Below are 21,115 nucleotides of genomic sequence, written 5' to 3' on the forward strand. Positions count from 1 at the left end.
TGGACGCTCGCCACTGGCGTCTACTTGCCGAGAATGTTTAACGCTACCTTGCATCCATAGAGGAGGACACCAGCATGACCGCTGCTTCGGAAGCTGCGATCGCCTTGACACCGGAAGAGTTTCGGCAACGCGCGCAACAGATCGAAGCCGAAGTCGCGCAAGTGATTGTCGGCCAGCACGAACTGATCCGGCAGGTGATTATCACGCTGCTCGCCGGCGGAAATGCGCTGCTCGAGGGCGTGCCCGGCTTGGCGAAGACCACGCTGGTGCGCACCTTGACCGATGTGATCGACTGTAAATTCTCGCGCATCCAGTTTACGCCCGATTTGATGCCGGCGGATATTGTCGGCACCACGCTGATCAGTGAAGATGCCCATGGCCATAAGTCGTTCCGCTTTGAACCGGGGCCAATTTTCGCCAATTTGGTATTGGCCGATGAGATTAACCGCGCCACGCCGAAGACCCAGTCGGCTCTGCTCGAAGCGATGCAAGAGCGCACCGTGACCGTCGCCAAGACGATCCACCAACTGCCGCGCCCCTTCTTTGTCTTGGCAACCCAAAATCCGTTGGAGATGGAGGGGACATATCCGCTGCCGGAAGCGCAGCTCGATCGCTTCTTCTTTAAGATCAACGTCGCTTTTCCAACGGTAGCCGAACTGGTGGAGATTGCCCAACGCACGACCGGCGCTCGCCAGCCGGCAGCGCGCCATGTTGCCGATGGGCCGACCATTATCCAGATGCAAGAGCTGGCGCGCACCGTGCCAATCGCGAGCCATGTGCTGGCGTATGCGGCCCGGTTGATCACGGCCACCCATCCTGAAGGCAAAGATACGCCGGCGATAACCAAGCAGTATGTGCGTTACGGCGCGTCGCCACGCGGCATGCAGACCTTGATTTTAGCCGGTAAGATTTTAGCATTGCTGGATGGACGCTATAACGTCTCGTTTGGCGATATTCGCTTGGCGGCTTTGCCGGCGCTGCGCCACCGCGTCGTGCTCAACTTTGAAGCGCAGGCTGAAGGGATCAGCGCCGACGAAGTGGTTAAAGGCGTGCTGGAAGCGGTCAAGGAGGAGTGATGGCTGAGCCGTTGCTCACCGCCGCGTTCCTGCGCAAGCTGGATCGGCTGGCGCTACAAACCCGGCGCGCGATGGCCGGCGATCTGCAAGGCGAGCGGCGTAGCCCCAAACGTGGTTCGTCGGTGGAATTTGCCGATTTTCGCCCCTACACTGCCGGCGATGATTTTCGCCAGATCGACTGGAACCTCTACGCCCGTGCTGAACGGTTCTATCTGAAGCTGTTTGTGGCCGAAGAGGAACTCAACGTTCACTTGCTGGTTGACACCAGTCGCAGTATGGCATGGGGCGAGCCGGAAAAGCTGCACTACGCCCGCCGGATTGCCGCAGCGTTTGGCTATATTGCCCTCAGTAATCTGGATCGGGTGAACGTGACGGCGTTTGGCGGCAGACCGGCGGCGGTGAGCGGGATTCGCGGCAAGCGTGGCGCGGTGGCGCTGTTTGAGTTTTTGCAGCGGCTCGAAGCCGGCAGCAGCGCGAACTTGACCCAATTTTGCCGCAACTATATCCAGACCGCGCGCAGCGCTGGCCCGCTCTTGCTCTGCTCTGATCTGTTTGATCCGGGCTGGCGCGATGCCCTGCGCACTCTGAGCTCGCGCCCGTTCGAGATTACGGTGATGCATGTGCTCGCGCCGCAAGAGATCGATCCGCCGCTCGAAGGTGACATTCGCTTGCTTGATAGCGAGGGTGGGCCGGCGGTTGAAATCAGCGCCGATCTTGATGTGTTGCAACGTTACCGCGAGTCACTGCGCGCATGGCAAAGCGAGATCGAGTCGTTTTGCAGCGGGCGGGGTATGCGCTATGTGCCGGTGAACACTGCCGAACCGATCGAAGATTTCGTATTTGGTCAGTTGCGCCGGGCCGGTGTGATCCGATGATCGAAGTGCGCTTGATCAAACCAAGACGCGGCCAGCTTATCCGCTACCCGGCGACGGTGCTGACGCGCGACGCGCAGAGTGTAACGGTGCAGGCCGAGTGGCGGTTGGACCGGGTCGATCTGGGCCTGTTTAGCATCGAGCCGGGTGATGTGATGATCGAAACCTTCTACGCCAACCGCTGGTATAACATCTTTCGCGCCCAACGGCCCGATGGCGTGACGCGGGGGTGGTATTGCAACCTTGCCCGCCCGGCCCGGATTGATGATGCAGTGATCGAGACGGAGGATTTAGAGATCGATCTGATTGTGAGCGCCGATCGCCAGCGCGTCGAGATCACCGATCTCGACGAGTATGCAGCGCGCGGGTTGGCGTTAGCTGAACCAGCAACTGATGCAGCATTGCGCGCAGCGATTGCCGAATTGCGTGATCTGATCGCCCGCGGCGAAACACCATTTACGGATAACGTGCCATAGGGACGGAGCGGCGCTTTGTTCCTCTGGGTGGGTACACGAGTATGTCATTCCTTGCTCCATTAGCATTGCTTGGCGCGGCGATTGTCGGCCCGCTCATCGTGGCAATGTATTTGCTCAAGTTACGCCGCGAAGAGCAAGTTGTCTCATCAACTTTTCTCTGGCAGCGTATGGTGCGCGATATTGAAGCCAACGCGCCATGGCAGAAGCTGCGCCGTAATTTATTGCTCTTTTTGCAACTGCTGCTCATGCTGTTGTTGGTGCTGGCATTGGCCCGGCCCTTCTTGCCCGTCACCGGCATTAACGGTGCGAATTTGATCATTATCTTCGACCGCTCGACCAGCATGCTTGCGACCGACGAACCGCCAACCCGATTAGAGGCGGCGCGGCGTCAGGCGCTGGCACTGATCGATCAACTGCCGGATAACGGGCGGGCGACGATCATCACCGTTGGCGGCCAAATGGAAGCGCCGATCGCTTCCTCAAGCGACCGGCGCGAGCTGCGGCGCGTGATCGAGCACATTCAACCGAGCTACAGCGGCCAGTCTGACCTCACCCAAGCATTGACGCTGGCTTCGGCATTGGCTGCCCGCGATCCCGACAGCGAAGTGGCGATCATCTCTGATGGGAATGTGATCTTGCCTGATGGATTACGGGTGCCGGCGCGGGTGCGTTACTTCCCAATTGGCCGCTCATCTGACAATGTGGCGATTAACGCGATTGCACTCCAACCCGGCCCCTTCGAGCAGACCCTGTTCGTGCAAGCAGTGAACTATGGCGATAGTCCTGTCACTCGTCGTCTCTCACTCTATCTTGATGGGGTACTGGCGTATGCAATCGATCTCTCGCTCGATCCGGGCCGCGAACAAAGCGTAACCCAGACGATCCCGGCCACTGTGGTAGTCGTTGAGGCGCGTCTTGATGAGCAAGGCGATGCGTTGCCGGTGGACGATCGGGCTTACGCGGTCAGTCCGCAACGCGAGACGGTGAAGGTGCGGCTGGTGAGCGATGGCAATCGCTTTCTCGAAACTGGTCTCTCGCTGTTGCCCGGCCTTGAGGTGACACGCGTGCCAACCACAACGCTCACCTTTACCGAAAGCGCCGCCGAGGTGCCGCTGACCATCTTTGATGGAGTAGGGCCTACCGAGCTGCCTCCCGGCAACCTGCTCTTCATCGGCCCGCTGCGCAGCACCGAACTCTTCTCGATCACCGGTGAATTCGACTTTCCGCTGATCCGCCCGGCGGCGCTGGAAGATCCGCTCTTGCGCAATGTGCGACTCAACGATGTCAATATTCTCCGAGCGCCGCGGATCGTGCCCGGCCAATGGGCGCGGGTGATCGTCGATAGTGACGGCGGCCCGCTCTTGCTGGCCGGCGAGCGGGAAGGCCGGCGGATTGTGGTGCTGGCGTTCGACCTGCATTTGTCGGATTTACCGCTCAATATCGCCTTCCCGCTGCTGCTCTCGAATCTGATCGAGTACCTCTTGCCGGTGAGCAGTGTGCAACTAACGACCGGCCAACCGATCGTGGCGCCGGTTGATAGCAGCATCGAAGAAGTACGGGTCATCCGGCCCGATGGCCGGGTGGCGAGCTCACGCGACGGGCAGGTGCAGGTGCAGGCGAACCAAACCTTCTACACTGAAACCGATCTGCCCGGTGTCTACACCCTCGAAGAGCGGCGCAGCAACGAAGTCATAGCCAGTCGTCGTTTTGCGGTCAATCTCTTTGCCCCCAACGAATCGCGCATCACGCCGCAACGCGATCTCGCCATCCCACAGCTCAGCGGCGCGCAGAGCACGGTTGCCCGCGAGCGCGACGGTCGCCAAGAGATTTGGCGTTGGTTGGCGCTAGCGGCACTGATCGTGCTATTGGTGGAATGGCTCTACTATCAGCGCAATACAATTGCCTTGCTGCGCGAACGCTGGCGGCGGCGGACGGCGCACTAAGGGAAGACTCTGCTAAGGAGTGCGGCAGTGAGACTGCCGCACTCCCAATATTCCAACTTACCCCACACATCGCTAAGACGCGATATAATACAACATACCGGTGACAAACCAATCCCAACCATCAGTGAGGAGTGTGCGGTGAGCGTCTACAACCCCAACGATGCCGATTTTGCGTTTACAATCGGGATCGAAGAGGAATACCAAATCGTCGATCCTGAAACCCGCGAGTTACGCAGCTACATTACCCAGATCCTTGAACCGGGGCGCACGATCCTGCGCGAGCAGATCAAGCCCGAAATGCACCAAAGTATCGTCGAAGTCGGCACTCGCCCTTGCCGCACCATCAGCGAAGCGCGCGCTGAGATCGCCCGCCTGCGCGGCGCGATCGCCGGGTTGGCGGCCCGTCACAACCTGCGCATCGTCGCTGCCGGCACCCATCCCTTTTCGTCGTGGATGCAGCAAGAGATTACGCCCGACGAACGCTATCGCATGGTGGTGGGCGAGATGCAAGAGGCCGCACTGCAATTGCTCATCTTCGGCATGCATTGCCACGTCGGCATGCCGAATAACGAGGTGGCAATTGAATTGATGAATGTCGCGCGCTACATCTGCCCGCACCTGCTGGCGCTCAGCACCTCATCGCCGTTTTGGATGGGCCGCAACACCGGCTATAAGTCGTACCGCAGCGTAATCTTTAGCACCTTCCCGCGCACCGGCATTCCGCCGACGTTCCATTCGGCCAGCGAGTTTGAGCGGTATGTCCAATTGCTGGTCAATACCGGCTGTATTGACAACGGCAAGAAGATTTGGTGGGATCTGCGCCCGCACCCGTTCTTTGGCACGCTTGAATTCCGGGTGTGCGACATCGCCACCAAGGTCGAGGAGTGTCTAGCGTTGGCGGCGACGATGCAGGCGCTGATCGTCAAGTTCTACACTATGTTTGAAGACAACACCACCTTCCGCGTCTACCGGCGCGCGTTGATCAACGAGAACAAGTGGCGCGCGCAGCGCTGGGGGCTTGACGGCAAACTGATCGATTTCGGCAAGCGCAAAGAAGTTGAGGCTAAGGCGCTCGTGCATGAAATCGTCGAGCTGGTTGACGATGTGGTTGACATGCTCGGCTCGCGCAAAGAGGTCGAATACTTGCTCACGATTGTCGAGCAGGGCACCAGCTCCGACCGCCAATTGCGCGTCTTTGCCGAGACGAACGATTTGAAGGCGGTGGTGGATAATCTAATCGCCGAGACGATGGAAGGCGTGCCGGTGATGACCTTTGAAGCCGAGTCGCAAGCGACGCACGGATAAGCATCTTTAGCAAAGAGGCTCGATATGCAGATTGAACTGACGCCGGAACAGGAATTTATTCGCCAGACGGTGCGCGAATTCGCCGAGAAGGAGATCGCTCCCAAAGCGCGCTATGTTGACGAGCACAGCGCCTTTCCGCACGAGACGTTTGCCAAGATGGCGCAGCTTGGCTTGATGGGGTTGCCCTTTCCCGAAGAGTACGGTGGGGCCGGGGCCGATAGCGTCAGCACGGCGATCGCGATCGAAGAAGTGGCGCGTTGTTGTGGCAGCACGGCGCTGGCTTATGCGGCCCACATCGGTTTGGGCAGTGCGCCGATCGCGATGTTCGGCACCGAAGAGCAGAAGCGCCGGTTCTTGACACCGGCAGCCAAAGGCGAGTATCTGGCCGCCTTTGGCCTCACCGAACCACACGCCGGTTCGGATGCCGGCGCGACCCGCACGACGGCCCGCTTGGTGGGTGACGAGTGGGTGATCAATGGCCAAAAGATGTGGATTACCAACGCGCCGCTGGCCGGCCATATCATCGTCACGGCGGTAACCGATCCCGAACAGGGGAAAAAGGGGATTTCGGCTATCATCGTGCCGCAGGGTACGCCGGGCCTGAGCTTTGGCAAGCACGAGCCGAAGATGGGTTTGCGCGGCTCGGTCAGCACGGCAGTGATGCTCGACGATGTGCGGGTGCCGCGCGAGAATCTGCTTGGCGAACGCGGGCGCGGGTTTATCCAGTTCTTGCAAGTGCTCGATGGCGGACGGATCGGGATCGGCGCGATGGCGATCGGGTTGGCGCAGGCCGCTTACGAGGCCGCTGTCGCCTATGCGCGCGAGCGCACCGCGTTTGGCAAACCGATCGGCGCGCACCAGTCGGTTGCCAATATGATTGCAAATATGACCGTTGATCTCGCCGCGGCCCGCGCGCTGGTCTATGGCGCGGCCAAGCTCAAAGACGCCGGCAAGCCGTACACCCGCGAGGCGGCTATGGCCAAACTCTTCGCTTCGGAAGCGTCGGAACTGATCTGCCGCGACGCCATCCAGATCTTCGGCGGTTACGGCTACAGCCAAGAGTATCCGGTCGAGCGGCTCTACCGCGACACCCGCTTGCTGACCATCGGCGAAGGCACCTCGGAAATCTTGCGCAACGTGATTGCTCATTCCGTACTTGGCCTGCGGGGGTAACAGCTTGTGCTACAATAAGGAACGCACGGTAGCCAATGCCCGTTTGGTCTCAGACGAGGAAGTAGTATGACGCAGAGCCAGCCCGAGACCGACCGCGCCAGTCCTGCGATCAATGTTGCCGATCTGCAGGCCCTGATCGCGCAGGGACGGCAGCGAGGCTTTGTCACATTCGAGGATATTCAGCGGCTGGTTCCCAACCCAGATGAGTCGATCGAGCTGATCGACAGCATTTATGCCGCCTTGGCCGAGGCCGGCGTCCCCGTGCAAGACGGGGAGGAACCGGCGCTCAATGATGAGCCGCTGACGCCGGCTGCAATGGATCTGGAGCTCGATGATGAGCTGTCGGATGCGTTGCTGAGCGACAGCGTGCGGCTCTATCTGCGTGAAATTGGGCAGGTACCGCTGCTGACCGCCGAACAGGAGAAGCGGCTTGCCCAGTTGATCGAGCGCGGCCAAGCCGCTGAACGAAAATTGGTCACGCTTCCGCCCGATAGTCCGGAAGCGGCGCGCCTGCGCGCGCAAAAAGCGCAAGGTGAGGAAGCGCGCCAACAAATGGCGGCAGCCAATTTGCGGTTGGTGGTGAGCATCGCCAAACGTTATCGCGACCGTGGCTTGCCGCTGCTCGACCTGATTCAGGAAGGGAGCCTCGGCCTGTTGCGCGCGATCGAGAAGTTTGATCATACCAAGGGCTACAAGTTTAGCACCTACGCAACGTGGTGGATCAAACAGGCCCTGTCGCGCGCGTTAGCCGATCAATCGCGCTTGGTGCGCTTGCCCGTCCACCTCGGCGAAACGTTGAACCGGATTCAGGCTGCGCGCCGCCAGTTGACCCAGTCGCTCGGTCGTGAGCCAACCGACGCTGAGCTGGCCAACCATCTGGGAATGAGCGAGGAAAAGCTGCGCGAGTTGCGGCGGACGGCGCAGGATCCGGTATCGTTGGCAACGCCGGTCGGGGAAGAGGCTGACAGTACATTGGCCGACTTCATCCCTGATCCGCACGCACTCGATGCTGACGATGCCGCCGCTAGCGGCATGTTGCGCCAGCAGATTGCCGCTGCCCTCGACCAGCTTAGCGAACGCGAACGGCGGGTCTTAGAGCTGCGTTACGGCTTGGCCGATGGCCAGCCGCGCACGCTCGAAGAGGTGGGCAAGGCGTTTGGGGTGACCCGCGAACGGGTGCGCCAGATCGAAGTCAAGGCCCTGCGCAAATTGCGCCATCCGCGGTTGGGGAAGTTGCTGAAGGACTACCTCGATCAGATTTAAGGGGTGAAGCTGAGCAAGCACCGGGATGAATATGATAGCTCCGGCGCTCGCCGTATGATGTTGTTGATGTCGAGATGGCATTTCGGTGTATGCCAAACCTGCGCTACCCTCCTCAACCCATAACGCAATTGGCGTGGCGTGCGCGCCTCGCGATGCAAGCTTCTTCGCCAGTGCGTCGCCTCGTTGATTTCATAGTTGCCAGCATCTTATTTGCGCTGCCAATCACGCTGCGCAAACAACTGTTCGCTGGCGAACACGCCTTCTGCCCCCTCTGCCATTCGCATCTATCAGGCTTTCTCACTCTGAACCGGCCCTATCATCGCTGGTGTCCGGTATGCCGCTCCTTGCAACGGCATCGGTTGATCTGGCTTCTTCTCGAGCGTTTCCAACTCATCACACCTGAGCAGCCGCAAACCATGCTGCATTTTGCCCCTGAGCCGGGATTGGCGCGACGGTTTGCGCAGATGCCTCATCTGCGGTATGTCACTGCCGATTTATTTGATCCATCAGTAATGATGCGATTTGATATTACTACGATTCCTTTTGATGATCACGCTTTTGATCTCATTCTTTGCAGTCACGTGTTAGAGCATGTACCGAATGATCGACAGGCCATGCGCGAACTGTACCGTGTGCTCAAATCGGGAGGAATCGCGCTGATTGTGGTGCCGATCCAAGGCGAACGCACGTTTGAAGATGCTACGATTACTGATCCGTTGTTGCGCGAACGCTATTTTGGCCAGTTTGATCATGTGCGGATGTATGGAACTGACATCATTCAGCGTTTGCAGCAAGCAGGGTTTTATGTGCAAGAGATTAGCGTAAGAGATATTATTATTACGCAAGATGAGATCGAGCGGATGGGCTTACCGGTGAATGAGACCGTTTTTGTCTGCCGTAAAGAGGATCGGGAAGTGCGGCTTGCGTCATAGGGGCGGCTAGGCAGCCGCCCCAAAGCATGTGGGTGGGCTACCGCCGCGCCAAATTAGCCGCGACCAACAACGGATCCCACACCGGCGCAAAGGGCGGCGCGTAACTCAGATCAAGCTCAGCAAACTCGTCCACCGTCCAGCCAGCTTGTAAAGCGGCAGCGACGGTATCGATCCGCTTGGTCACGCCTTCGCGGCCAACCAATTGCCCGCCCAACAGCCGGCGGGTGGTTTGATCAAACACCAACGAGACGGTGATCGGCCGGTGGCCCGGCATGTAGTGCGCGCGCGAGGAGGCTGTGGCGCTGACGGCGGTCGCATTGAAGCCCTCGGCTTGGGCACGGGCTAGCGACAGACCGCTGATCGCCGCTTCTAGATCGAACACCTTCACCACAGTGGTACCGACAATCCCGCCAAAGCGGGCATTGCCGCCGGCAATGTTTTCGCCAGCTACTCGTCCCTGCTTGTTAGCAGTCGTGCCAAGCGGGATCCAGGCTGGCTTGCCGGTGACGCGGTGCAAGGCTTCAGCCACATCGCCTGCCGCCCACACGTGGGGCAGATTCGTGCGTTGGCGATCGTCAACCGCGACCGCGCCAGTGGGGCCGAGCGCAATCCCGGCAGCTTGGGCTAATGCCGCACTTGGTCGCACCCCCGCGGCCAGAATAACGATCTCGGCGGGAATCGTCTCACCATCCACCACCACGCCGCGCACCCGTTCATCGCCAACAATGCCTTGCACTGGTTGGCCTACGCGCAGATCGACCTGCTGCCGGCGCAGTTCGTCAGCCACTTGCGTGGCGAAGTCAGGATCAAACGACGGCAACACCTGTGGCAACCGTTCGACCAGCGTCAGGGTCACGCCGTGCGCAGCCAACGCTTCAGCCATCTCAAGACCAATATAGCCGCCGCCAATAATCACGCCGGTGCGCGGGCGCTGCTCGGCCAACCATGCCTTGATCGCGAGCGCCTCTTCCACGCTGCGCAAGGCAAACACGCCGGGCAGATCGAGGCCGGGCAACGGCGGGCGCGTAGGCTGACCGCCGGTCGTTAGCACCAACTCATCCCAGTGATCGACAAACTCGCGGCCATCCTCCAGATCGCGCACGCGCATTGTCTGCCGGACGGGATCAATCTCAAGCACTTCGTGCCGGATCAGAGCCTGAATGCCTTGTTTGGCAAACTGGGCCGGCGTGCGCACAACGACATCTTCCACCCGCGCGATCTCACCCTTGATTGCGTAGGGAAAACCACACGCGCCGTAGCTCACATAGCCGGAACGTTCGTAGACCACAATTTCAAGCGTAGGATCGGTGCGCTTGGCCTTCGCCGCCGCGCTCATCCCGGCTGCGCCGCCGCCAATGACTACTACCCGTCGCGCCATGCATTATTCTCCGTGGTGATGTTGCGTATCCTTAGTAGGAAGATGCAGGAAAGGGGTTAAATGTTACGTTGGTCAACCAACGCCAACAGCACCATCCCCCCGGCCAGCAGCCCGATCAGACACCAGAGCATGCCGTGGTAGCCGGTGAGGCCGATCAACGCCCCTGCCCCTACCGGCGCGGCGGTGCGGGCCACGGTGAGCAGCACATTCTGCCAGCCGCTGATCAGGCCGTAGTTGGCCGAGCCGTACTGTTCGGCGATCAGCGCCGCGCGCATGATGATCTGGGTGCCGGCGCCGGCACCAAAGAGAGCAATATAGACGACCGCGGCAGCGGTATGGGAGAATGCGACCAGCGCCAACAAACCGGCAATCTGCATCGCAAACAGACCAGCCGTTACCAACCAGCGCGGCCATCGTTCGCCGAGGGGGCCAATCAGCAGCCGGCCCAGCAACGACATCATGCCATGCAGACCGGCGATCGACGAAGCAACCGTGAGACTCTCGCCGCGCGTGAGGAGGTACGGAATGAGATGGACGGTCATTGCCACCGTCGCAAAACCGCTGGCGGCAAACGCGCCGCCGAGCAGCCAGAAGCGTCGTTGGCGCAACGCCACGCGTGGGCGCACCGCCGGTTCTGCCGGCGCAACGGCAGTAGTTGTAGGCGAATCGCCATCGGGGGCCAAGCCAAGGTCGGCGGGCCGGCGGCGGATGATCAGGGCATGTGGAGGGATGGTGAGGGCAAGAATGGCGGCAAGCGCGAGCAGCGCCGCGCGCCAACCGAGCTGATCGACCAGCCAGCCCGCCAGCGGGATAAAGATGAAGCTGGCCCATGCGCCAAAAAAGGTGAGCACTTGCAGGGCCCGTCCGCGCTCGCGGCGAAACCACGCGGCGACAATCGCAAACGCCGGTTCGTAGAGCACCGCCGCACTGGTCACGCCAATTCCAGCCATCACCGAATAGAGCTGGAGCGGCGTGGTCACTTGTGACCACAATAGCACGAGGACACAACCGCCGATCGAGCCGGCGGTCATCAAACCGCGCGCTCCGTAACGGTCGAGCCACCACCCGACGAACGGCGCAGCCGCACCATTGCAAAGCAACGCAATCGCGTAGCCGGTTGCGATGGCAAGCTGATCGACCACTAGATCACGGGCCATCGGCGCTACAAAGACGCTGTAGGCGTAATACAAAATCCCCCACGAGATAACCTCGGTGAGCGAGACGGCCCACAGCATCACCCAACCGTAATAGAGGCGACCGGTGCGAACGCGGTTTAGCAGCATGAGCGTGATACGGAGTGCAACGCGATCAAGCCAGACGGCGCACAACACGCGCCGGCCTCAGCTTGCGGCCCGCTGCACACCCCCGTCTCCGGCAGTACGAGTTCGACCCGACGGGCCGCGGCCCAATCACCGCATAGCGCCGCCGTCACCGAACGGGCTTGTTCGTAGCCGGTCAGCAGTAAGAAGGTCGGCGCGCGACCATAGCTCTTCATCCCGATAAGATAGAAGTCGGGTTCGGGATGGCGCAGCTCATCAACACCGTGCGGCGGCACCGTACCGCAACTGTGCAGATTCGGATCGATCAACGGCGCTAACGCTACCGGCGCTTCCACCACTGGATCGAGCGCTAGCCGCAATTCGCGCAGGAAGCTTAGATCGGGACGCAAGCCGGTGCAGACCACAATCTCATCAACCGGAGGCAAGGTACATTGGCCATCGCTCACAACCAATCCATCAGCAGTGTAGTACACCTGTTCGGTATACCAGCCAGTGACGAGCGTTACCTGACCAGACTTGACCAGCTCCTGTATCTGCATCCCCAACCGTCCGCGCGCCGCCAGCGCATCGGCCTCGCCACCGCCAAAGATACGGTCAAGGGTCGCAGTGTCGCGGCGCACCACCCAGATCACGCTCGTTTCCGGCGCAGTAGCGCGGAGTTGCACCAGATCGAGGATCGTGTTAAACGCCGAATGGCCGCTGCCGGCGACCAATACCCGCCGGTTGGCGTAGCGAGCGCGATCGCGCCCCAAAACCGCGGGAATACCGGAGAAGATACGATCAGAAACGTGGCGCTCGCCGATCGCCGGCACCCCCGCCGCACCGAGCGGATTGGGCGAGAGGTAAGTACCAGAGGCATCGATCACGGCGCGAGCCAAAAGCAGCGACTCGCGCCCCTCGTCGTCGGCCAGCGTCAACTGAAAGGGAACCGCTTGGCGATCGCGACCCCGCTGGCGATCGTGGCCACGGCGAGCAACAGCGACGACGCGCTGGCGGTAGTGGATATGCGGAGCAATGGCTGGCAACGCTGCTAATGGCGCAAGGTACTGATCAACCAACTCAGCGCCGGTCGGAAAGGTATCGGCGGAAGGCATCTGCCAGCCGGCAGCGGCCAAGAGCCGGCCAGCCGCTTGATCAACGCAATAGCGCCACGGGGTAAACATCTGCACATGGCCCCAACGCAGCACTGCGGCGCCAGCCTGCGCACCGGCTTCGACCACCACAAAGGACGCACCGCGTTCGGCCAGATGTGCAGCGGCGGCTAAGCCAACGGGGCCGGCGCCGATAATTGCAATCGGGAGAGACATACTCATGACCTTTCATTGATATATTGAAATGTATCGATATGATTGTTCATCAATTCGGGCGCAGCGTCGCTGCACCCGGCTATATCCGCGCAAAAAACTGGGCTAGCGCCGCTTGCACCGCGGCTAACTCCTCATGGCACACGGCGTAATAGATCCACTGACCGCGCCGCTCACCCTCGATCAAACCGCCATCACGGAGCAAGCGCAGATGGTGCGAGACGGTCGGCTGCTTCACTGGTAACGCTGCTTCCAGATCGCACACGCAAACATGGCCGCCGTTGCGGGCAAGGATCGCGAGCAAGCGCAGACGAATCGGGTGTGCCAGCAACGACAGTTTCTCGGCCAATTGCGCGGCCTCGTCATCGGTTAAGCCCACATCAAATACCGGCGTGCAACAACCGGAGATGGTTGTAGGTGCAATGGTGGGTGATTCGGATTGGGTGTTCATCGTACCTCCTGCCATGAAGGAAGTAACGACAGTATATGCGATATATCGAAGATTGTCAATATGATAGACGAAGAGCGATGAAGCGTACTAAGCGGGAATGAAGCAAGTCAAGCTAGGGCTTCAAAGACACTTAATCTTTTCTTAACCAATGATATTGTGTCGGAGGATTATAATAGATACGGTTAGGCAGCGCTGCTTGAACTGCAAAATATCAACATTCACTAGCTGCACCAATATGAACATCTGGAGGATTGCCGCTCTCAGCCTTGTCGCGCTGTTGCTGGTCGCCTGCGGTGGAACTACCACCGCCTCGCTGTCGCCTACGCCGGTTCCATCACTTACGGCCCCGACCCCGTCGCCGGAACCGACGATACCGCCATTCACGCCAACCCCGTCGCTCACCTTGCCTAATATCAATCTAGCTGCCCTGAAAGGCGCGATCAAGATCGACGGTTCAAGCACGGTCTTCCCGATCACCGAGCAGGTAGCGATCGCGTTTAACGAACTCGCCCCCGACGTCACGATCCGGCTCGGCGTGAGCGGCACCGGCGGCGGATTTACCCGTTTTTGCGCCGGCGAGACCGATATTTCCAACGCCTCGCGCCCAATCAAGCAACGCGAGCTGGAAATGTGTACTGCGAACGGGATTCAGTTTGTCGAACTGCCAGTCGCGTTTGACGGCTTATCGGTGGTGGTGCATCCACAAAATGACTGGGCGCAGTGCCTGACGGTCGCTGACCTCAAACGGATATGGGAGCCAGAGGCCGAGGGGCAGATCACGCGCTGGAACCAGATTCGCTCTGAATGGCCCGATCAACCGCTGCGCTTGTACGGCGCCGGGGCTGATTCGGGCACCTACGACTACTTTACCTTAGCGATTGTGGGGAAAGAAGGGGTTAGTCGCGGCGATTACACGGCCAGTGAAGATGACTATCTGCTGGCGCAGGATGTGACAGCCGATCGGTTTGGCTTAGCATTCTTTGGCTATGCCTATTATGTCGAGTATACTGGACAGTTGCGGGCAGTGGCAATTGACAGCGGCAACGGTTGCGTGGCGCCATCGGAAGCCACGATCGTTGATGGCAGTTATCAACCGCTCTCACGCCCAATCTTTGTGTACGTGCGGGTTGACGCACTGGAACGGCTAGAAGTGCGCGCGTTCGTTGATATGTATCTGCGCAACGGCGAACTCTTCGTCAACAAAGCGCGCTACATCCCACTGCCGGCCAGAGCGTATGAATTGGCTATCCGGCGGGTAGAACGCCGGATCACCGGTTCGGTCTTTACCGGCGGCTCGCAAGTAGGTCTATCCATCGAGCAATTGTTGCAGCTAGAGAACCGCTAGCGATGCGTTTTCCGATCCGGGCCAAATTGTTAGGCACGTTGGCCATCGACCTGCTATTGATGATGGTGCTTGGCTATTTTGCTATTCATCAGATGGCCACGATGAACGAGCGCGCCGTCTTTATCGAGCGCCACACGATTCCCTCGCTCGATACTGTTGGTGATATGACAGCGGCGATCAACCGGTATCGCGCCCGGCAACTGGAATTTTTGATCTACACCAACAATGGCGATCGGGGACGCATCCTCGATCAGATGCGCGCCATCGAAGCCGAGATGGCTGGCTATTTCCGCGCCTACCGTCCGCTGGTCGGTTCAGACACCGAACGGATCAGGCTGGATGCGGTTGAGTCGGCATGGCAAGAGGTGGTGCGCACGAACCGCGAACGCTTCGTGCCGGCGGTGCGCTTGGCTAGTGATGGCAGCGTACAACCCTTTTATTCGCGGATGAACCCGTTCTACGATGCACTCGATCGGGCGATGGCCGAATTGGTGCGAGAAAACCAGCAACAAGCCCAAGCATCGCTGGGAGTGGTTGCCGCGAGTTACGATACGGCGCGCACCTTTATTATGACCGATACTGTGGTCGCCGTCATCATCTCGGCGGCGATTGGTCTGTTCCTCTCGGCCCGAATTGCGCGCCGGTTGCGGCGGCTGGCGCACGCCGCCGGTCGGGTTTCAGCGGGTGATTTTGTTGGCTCGATCGATGAACGGACTCGCGATGAAATCGGCGATTTGGCGCGCGCGTTTGATCAGATGCTCACCAGTTTGCGCACCCAACGCGCCGAGCTGGAAGAGCGCAATCGCGCATTGCAAGCGAGTCTTGCCTGCCAAGAACAGTTGATGGAGGAGGTTATTCGCGGTAAGCAAGCCGAGGCCGAGGCTGAACGGGCACGCGCGGCGGCGGAAGCGGCCAGCCAAGCTAAGAGCGCCTTCGTGGCCACGATGAGCCACGAGTTGCGCACCCCGCTCAATGCCATTCTCGGCTATGCCCAGTTACTGCATCTCAATAAGTCTGTTCCTGAACCCTATGCCGTGTATGTTGATCGAATCCTTGCTTCTGGACGCCACTTGCTGGCGTTGATCAGTGATGTGCTCGATTTTGCCCGGATTGAGCAAGGGGCGCTCGATCTCGAATACAGCCACGTTGAGGTGCCCGCACTCGTTGATGAGTTAGTGGCAATGGCGCTGCCATTAGCGCAACGCAACCATGATCAGCTTATTACCCACTGCCCGCCTGATCTTGGCATTATCGAAACGGACAGCCGCCGGTTGCGGCAAGTGTTGATTAATCTGCTCGGCAATGCTGCCAAGTTTACCGAAGACGGCGTCATCCGGCTAGAAGCGACGGCTGAACAGCGCAATGGCGTGGACGGCGTTCGCTTTGCCGTGATCGATACCGGGATCGGGATCCCGCGTGAGAAACAATCTAAACTCTTTCAACCATTCAGCCAACTTGACGAATCGGTCACGCGCCGATACCAAGGCACCGGTCTTGGGTTGGCGCTCACCAAGCAGATCGTGCAAGCTCTCGGCGGCACGATCGAGGTCGAAAGCGACGCTGGGATCGGTTCAACCTTTACGGTCTGGATCCCAGCGGCGCCCGCGGTAAACACAGCTTCTTCATCGCTAGAACCGCACGTGGTAGGAGACCCTGCATGAGTTTCATTCTCATTGTCGATGACAATTTCGATAATCGTCATATCATTGGTCAGATGCTCAGTTTTAGCGGCTTTGCCGTTGAGCTGGCCTCAGATGCGCAGACAGCGCTCGATATTGCCCGGCAGCGCCGGCCAAGCCTGATTTTGATGGATCTGTCGATGCCCGGTCTTGATGGCTGGACGGCGACCGAATATGTGAAGCGCGATCCCCATCTGTATGATGTTCCGGTCGTTGCGGTGAGCGGCCATGTGACGCGCAACGACATCGAACGGGCTAAACGCGTCGGGTGCAGCGAGTTTTTGCCCAAACCGATCGATTACGAGCATCTGATCAAGATTGCGCAGCGGTATACGCGCAAGCAGTAATGCGAGAGCGTCATGTAGCCCTCATTCCCCCTGCCCCTTTCTCTCATAACGCGGGAGAAGGGGGCAGGTGCTCTGCGATCGCCCATTGGTCTTCCGGTGGCGCCAAATTCGGGGTACTATACTCAGTATGGAACACAACGTATTACCCCTCATCACTTGCCCACGCCACCGCGAGACGGTTCTAACCGTAGAACGGATCGATCGCGAGGTAGACGGGATGATCGAAACGGGCCGGTTGCGCTGCCCGCAGTGCGCAACCGCATACCCGATTGCCGAAGGCATTCTCGACCTGCTCGGGCAGCAATGGCCGGGCAGCATCGCCCAGTTCGTCAATGTCTTGCCGCCGGCGGCGTGGGCCTACGAACGGACGTGGCGGCCACTGGCGCTCAGTATGCTCAGCGGCGAGCAGTTTCCGCTCGAACGCGAGTTGGCGTTGATCACTGAGCTGGCCGGCGTCGATCGGGGCGGGTTGATGATCGATGTTGGCTGTAGCAATGGCCTGTACGCGCGGGCGCTAGAGCAGGCGCGCCGCCGGAGCGGCGCGATCGGATCGGTGTTCGGGATCGACCTCAGCCTGCCAATGTTGCAAGAGGCGCGCCAACGGACGCGACGCGAGGGTCTGCGCATCAGTTTTATTCGGGCCAGCGCGCAGGCGCTGCCGTTTGCTGCCGGTACGGCGAGTGTACTGGCGATGGGTGGTTCGCTCAACGAGATTGGTGATATTCCAGCGGCGTTGACCGAATGGCGCCGGCTGTTAGCGCCGCGGGGCAGGGGGGTGATGATGAGTCTGGCCGCCGCTGATAACCCGCCGGGCCGCGCCTTCCAGCAATTCTTGGGAGTAGGCGGGCTGCAATTTCCTTCGGTTGCTGAACTGAACCGGCACTTTGCGAACGCTGGCCTGCGTCTGCGTGCCCAATGGCAATACGGGATCGTCGTGTTTAGCGTGGTGCAGTGAGCTGTCGATTTGACGATTCGGCATAATTGTGCTATATTCAGAATCGCTGCGCGGTGCCTGTAGCTCAATGGCAGAGCGCCTGACTGTGGATCAGGAAGTTGTGGGTTCGAGCCCCATCAGGCACCCCACTTAGAAGCCTCACCGAGGCTTCTTTTTTATTGCGCACGAATGCCCCTCCCTCCGCGTAGCACACGCACCCATGCCCCAGCGGCAATGCACTTTCATTTGAGACGTTGTACAATGTTGTACAATTATAGTTATTATAGTTATTAATTCCACAACCATTCTGAGTAGAACTATGGCAAAGATCATCCTTCAGATCGGCACGAGCCGGATCGTGTTAATGGATTCCATTTCGTATGTAGACGAGAGCGATCGAGGCGCGTTTGTGGTCAGTGGTTCACACGGCGGCACGAGCTCGGCGCGCTATGCGCTGGCGGTGCCGCTGGCCGGCGTGGTCTTTAACGATGCCGGGATTGGCAAAGACAACGCTGGCATCGCTGGCATTGCGATGCTCGACGCCCAGCGCATTCCAGCGATGGCGATAGCCCATACCTCGGCCCGCATTGGTGACGCTGCCGACACGTGGGAGCACGGCATCATCAGCGCTTGCAATGTGAGCGCGGCGGCGCTTGGGGTGCGCGTGGGGATGAAGGTGCGCGAAGCAGCCGAATGGATGTTGCGGGAAGGTGGTTTTTTTACCGCAGAGGGAGCTGAGGCCGCAGAGGGGAAGGGAGCTAGGCCGTAAGGTCATGGCAAGGGCGCGCAGCGCCCTCCTTCAGCGCAGCCTATGCCAGAGCGGCTTCATCTCGCTCTTGGGGGGATTGCTTCGCCACGCGGAGCGCGGCTCGCAATGACAACCGGGGAGTAGCGCTTCCCCAGAAAACCGTTGCGCTCTTTGCGTCCTTCGCGCCTTTGCGTTATGAATCTCTGCGCCTTTGCTCGTTGCGGCTTTGTGATTGGCCCTCACCCCCAGCCCCTTTTCCCTCCTGACTGCGAGAGAGGGAGGCGCTGCGGGAGCAGGAGAGGCATTGCAGGCGCTCCTGCGTGCTTTTTTGTGTCTTTTTGTGGCAATGATCCTAATCTCTCAAGTGTAAGGCGTATGAAGACGAGCATACCGCCAACCGTTTGGCAAGCCATCCTCTCAGCCACTATTGCCCACTCGGCTTGGCACGAGCGGTTACAAGCGTGGTGTGAAGGGCGCAGCGCGGCTACCCTTCACCTTGCCATCTTGCGCGAGCCGTACCTGAGCCGCATCCTTGCCGGGCGCAAGCGGATCGAAAGCCGGTTTAGACGCGACCGGCGGGCGCCGTTTGGGCAAGTGAAGGTTGGCGATCTCGTACTGCTTAAGCGGGCTGGCGGCCCGTTGGCTGGGTTGGCGCTGGTTACGGATGCGATCAGCCGGGAATTAATCCCAACCGAGATGGACGAACTCCGTGCTGCTTACGCCACTGATCTGGTCATTGACGACCCCCAATTTTGGACGCTTCACGCTCAAGATTGTTATGTCACCTTGATCTGGCTCGACGACACCTACCCGCTGCCGGCCATTCCTTTCCCCCGGCGCGACCGGCGCGGGTGGGTCGTGATGGGTTAGATCTGCTACGCAAGGCGCGTAGAGCATGGGGCGCCAGTTTCTCATTGTCTCCTCACATCCATTCGCGCCGCTATTCCGTTACGTTTAGCGAGACCAATGCTCTCTTATGACCGATTGACGGCCAATACCAGCTGTGCTATATTTGTGAATGATTTCACTAGAAAGGAGACGGGCAATGGGTTCGCCACAATCAACACAGTCTCCTACCCCGATAGCTCGCCCGCGGGTTGTGATCGTCGGCGCGGGTTTTGGCGGTCTCGCTGCAGTGCGAGCGCTCGCTAAAGCGCCAGTAGAGGTGCTCTTGATCAATCGTACCAATTACCACGGCTTTTGGCCGTTACTTTATCAAGTTGCTACCGCTGGTCTCGAACCAGAGTCGATCGCGTATCCGGTGCGCGCCATTTTGCATCGCTACCGCAATGCGAGCTTCTTGCTAGCCGAAGTCACCGGGGTTGATTTCGCGCGGCGTCTGGTGCAGACCAGTGCCGGCCCTGTCAGCTATGACTATCTGATCCTTGCCGCTGGCAGCACGACTAATTTCTTTGGTAACGAGCAGATCGCGTGCTATACGATGGGAATGAAGGATTTGAACGAAGCACAGCGACTGCGCAACCACGTGCTGTTGTGCTGCGAGCATGCCGCCGCCGAGAGCGATCCGGTCCGGCGCGCGGCGCTGCTCACCTTTGCCGTGGTTGGCGGCGGACCGACCGGGGTCGAGCTAGCCGGCGCGTTTGTCGAGTTGATCCGGCACGTAATTCGCCACGACTACCCGATGCTCGATGTGCAGCAGACGAGAGTGGTGTTGATCGAAGCGACCGATCACATTCTTGCCTCCTTCCCCGCATCGTTGCAGCGCGCGGCCTTGCAACGCTTGCAGCAGATGGGTGTCGAGGTGCGGTTGAATACACCGGTGGCCGGGGCCGATCTGCATGGGTTATCCTTCCGCGACGGTTCCCGGTTAGATGCCGAGACCGTAGTGTGGGCAGCGGGAGTACGCGGCGCACCGTTGGCCGATGCGCTTGGCGTGGCGCTAGGGCGCGGGGCGCGGGTCGTGGTGACGCCGGAACTGACCTTGCCCGATGATCGGCGGGTGTTTGTGATTGGCGATATGGCCTATCTCGAAGGCTACCGGCCCGGCGTGGCCTACCCGATGGTGGCGCCGGTGGCGATCCAAATGGGCGAACAGGCGGCGCGGAATATCATTGCGCAGATCAACGACCAGCCAATGCAAGCGTTTCGCTACGTTGACAAAGGCCAGATGGCCACCATCGGGCGCAGCGCCGCGGTGCTCGACGCTTTTGGCATCCAGCTGAGCGGGTGGCCGGCATGGGCCGGTTGGCTGTTCGTACATTTGATGGCGCTGGTTGGCTTTCGCAACCGGGCATTGGTGTTGTTGAATTGGGCCTACAGCTATTTCACCTACGATCGCGGGGTGCGGCTGATCTTTGGGGTAGGTGCAGAAGAGCGAACCGTTGCAGAAGAAGTGTTGCGCGACTGATCTCGCAGCTTGTATGGAGTGCGGCAGTCAAACTGCCGCACTCCAAGGGGACGTACCGCAGCAATCTCCCGCTTCGGCGGAAAGGGTACCGCTCCCGCGCTCGCGGGGTGATTGCTTCGCCGCGCTGCGCGCGGCTCGCAATGACAATAGGAAAGCGGTAGGCGCAGCCCCGTTGATCCTTGCGAGGGCGTGCCCGCTTGTCATTGCGAGGGGGCAGTACCGCTTGTCATTGCGAGGGAGG

Annotated in this window: 19 protein-coding genes and 1 tRNA gene; 16 read left to right on the forward strand and 4 right to left on the reverse strand. The window is 59.8% G+C overall.

The annotated features are described in order from the left end of the window. Positions 1 to 74 precede the first annotated feature (74 nt). The 8 genes from U9R61_RS17350 (at position 75) to U9R61_RS17385 (ending at position 9,040) form a co-directional block, all read left to right on the forward strand. A complete protein-coding gene (locus U9R61_RS17350; RefSeq protein WP_322490072.1) occupies positions 75 to 1,076 on the forward strand; it encodes a MoxR family ATPase in 1,002 nt (333 codons plus the stop codon). After that, positions 1,076 to 1,951, forward strand: coding sequence for a DUF58 domain-containing protein (locus tag U9R61_RS17355; RefSeq protein ID WP_322490073.1), 876 nt, complete (start codon positions 1,076 to 1,078; stop codon positions 1,949 to 1,951). The genes U9R61_RS17350 and U9R61_RS17355 overlap by 1 nt, the downstream gene beginning before the upstream one ends. After that, entirely contained in the window at positions 1,948 to 2,424 is a 477-nt protein-coding gene (locus U9R61_RS17360; RefSeq protein ID WP_322490074.1) for a DUF402 domain-containing protein, read from the forward strand. Before U9R61_RS17355 ends, U9R61_RS17360 begins: the two co-directional genes overlap by 4 nt. Positions 2,425 to 2,465: 41 nt before the next feature. Next, positions 2,466 to 4,367, forward strand: a complete 1,902-nt coding sequence (locus tag U9R61_RS17365) for a VWA domain-containing protein (protein WP_322490075.1) — start codon at positions 2,466 to 2,468, stop codon at positions 4,365 to 4,367. Positions 4,368 to 4,505: 138 nt separating this feature from the next. Beyond that, on the forward strand, positions 4,506 to 5,672 hold the full coding sequence (locus U9R61_RS17370; RefSeq protein WP_322490076.1) for a carboxylate-amine ligase: 1,167 nt from the start codon (positions 4,506 to 4,508) through the stop codon (positions 5,670 to 5,672). 24 nt (positions 5,673 to 5,696) lie between these two features. Next, complete coding sequence (locus tag U9R61_RS17375; RefSeq protein WP_322490077.1) at positions 5,697 to 6,845, forward strand: acyl-CoA dehydrogenase; 1,149 nt, start codon at positions 5,697 to 5,699, stop codon at positions 6,843 to 6,845. A 66-nt stretch (positions 6,846 to 6,911) separates the two neighbouring features. After that, entirely contained in the window at positions 6,912 to 8,108 is a 1,197-nt protein-coding gene (gene rpoD, locus U9R61_RS17380; protein WP_322490078.1) for an RNA polymerase sigma factor RpoD, read from the forward strand. A gap of 416 nt (positions 8,109 to 8,524) precedes the next feature. Further along, a complete protein-coding gene (locus U9R61_RS17385) occupies positions 8,525 to 9,040 on the forward strand; it encodes a class I SAM-dependent methyltransferase (RefSeq protein ID WP_322490079.1) in 516 nt (171 codons plus the stop codon). Positions 9,041 to 9,077: 37 nt separating this feature from the next. Here U9R61_RS17385 and U9R61_RS17390 read toward each other — a convergent pair whose 3' ends face one another. The 4 genes from U9R61_RS17390 to U9R61_RS17405 form a co-directional block, all read right to left on the reverse strand. Then, complete coding sequence (locus tag U9R61_RS17390) at positions 9,078 to 10,418, reverse strand: FAD-dependent oxidoreductase (RefSeq protein ID WP_322490080.1); 1,341 nt, start codon at positions 10,416 to 10,418, stop codon at positions 9,078 to 9,080. Positions 10,419 to 10,474: 56 nt separating this feature from the next. Beyond that, positions 10,475 to 11,701, reverse strand: coding sequence for an MFS transporter (locus U9R61_RS17395; RefSeq protein ID WP_322490081.1), 1,227 nt, complete (start codon positions 11,699 to 11,701; stop codon positions 10,475 to 10,477). Next, positions 11,692 to 13,011, reverse strand: a complete 1,320-nt coding sequence (locus tag U9R61_RS17400) for an FAD-dependent oxidoreductase (protein ID WP_322490082.1) — start codon at positions 13,009 to 13,011, stop codon at positions 11,692 to 11,694. The genes U9R61_RS17395 and U9R61_RS17400 overlap by 10 nt, the downstream gene beginning before the upstream one ends. 73 nt (positions 13,012 to 13,084) lie before the next feature. Continuing rightward, positions 13,085 to 13,453: a metalloregulator ArsR/SmtB family transcription factor gene (locus U9R61_RS17405; RefSeq protein WP_322490083.1), complete on the reverse strand. Its 369-nt coding sequence runs from the start codon at positions 13,451 to 13,453 to the stop codon at positions 13,085 to 13,087. Between the two features lie 235 nt (positions 13,454 to 13,688). Here U9R61_RS17405 and U9R61_RS17410 point away from each other — a divergent pair, with 235 nt between their 5' ends. The 8 genes from U9R61_RS17410 (at position 13,689) to U9R61_RS17445 (ending at position 20,874) form a co-directional block, all read left to right on the forward strand. Further along, positions 13,689 to 14,798, forward strand: coding sequence for a PstS family phosphate ABC transporter substrate-binding protein (locus U9R61_RS17410; RefSeq protein WP_322490084.1), 1,110 nt, complete (start codon positions 13,689 to 13,691; stop codon positions 14,796 to 14,798). A gap of 2 nt (positions 14,799 to 14,800) precedes the next feature. After that, positions 14,801 to 16,459: a sensor histidine kinase gene (locus tag U9R61_RS17415; RefSeq protein ID WP_322490085.1), complete on the forward strand. Its 1,659-nt coding sequence runs from the start codon at positions 14,801 to 14,803 to the stop codon at positions 16,457 to 16,459. Next, positions 16,456 to 16,824, forward strand: a complete 369-nt coding sequence (locus tag U9R61_RS17420; RefSeq protein WP_322490086.1) for a response regulator — start codon at positions 16,456 to 16,458, stop codon at positions 16,822 to 16,824. The genes U9R61_RS17415 and U9R61_RS17420 overlap by 4 nt, the downstream gene beginning before the upstream one ends. Positions 16,825 to 16,951: 127 nt before the next feature. Further along, on the forward strand, positions 16,952 to 17,779 hold the full coding sequence (locus U9R61_RS17425; protein WP_322490087.1) for a class I SAM-dependent methyltransferase: 828 nt from the start codon (positions 16,952 to 16,954) through the stop codon (positions 17,777 to 17,779). A gap of 53 nt (positions 17,780 to 17,832) precedes the next feature. Then, a tRNA-His gene (locus U9R61_RS17430) sits at positions 17,833 to 17,907 on the forward strand. Positions 17,908 to 18,077: 170 nt separating this feature from the next. Beyond that, positions 18,078 to 18,527, forward strand: a complete 450-nt coding sequence (locus U9R61_RS17435) for a hypothetical protein (RefSeq protein WP_322490088.1) — start codon at positions 18,078 to 18,080, stop codon at positions 18,525 to 18,527. Positions 18,528 to 18,881: 354 nt separating this feature from the next. After that, positions 18,882 to 19,376, forward strand: a complete 495-nt coding sequence (locus U9R61_RS17440; protein ID WP_322490089.1) for an ASCH domain-containing protein — start codon at positions 18,882 to 18,884, stop codon at positions 19,374 to 19,376. Between the two features lie 175 nt (positions 19,377 to 19,551). Beyond that, positions 19,552 to 20,874, forward strand: a complete 1,323-nt coding sequence (locus U9R61_RS17445; RefSeq protein WP_322490090.1) for an NAD(P)/FAD-dependent oxidoreductase — start codon at positions 19,552 to 19,554, stop codon at positions 20,872 to 20,874. Positions 20,875 to 21,115: the final 241 nt, after the last annotated feature.

Origin of the sequence: Chloroflexus sp. (genome assembly GCF_034431535.1) — a bacterium.
Lineage (GTDB): Bacteria > Chloroflexota > Chloroflexia > Chloroflexales > Chloroflexaceae > Chloroflexus.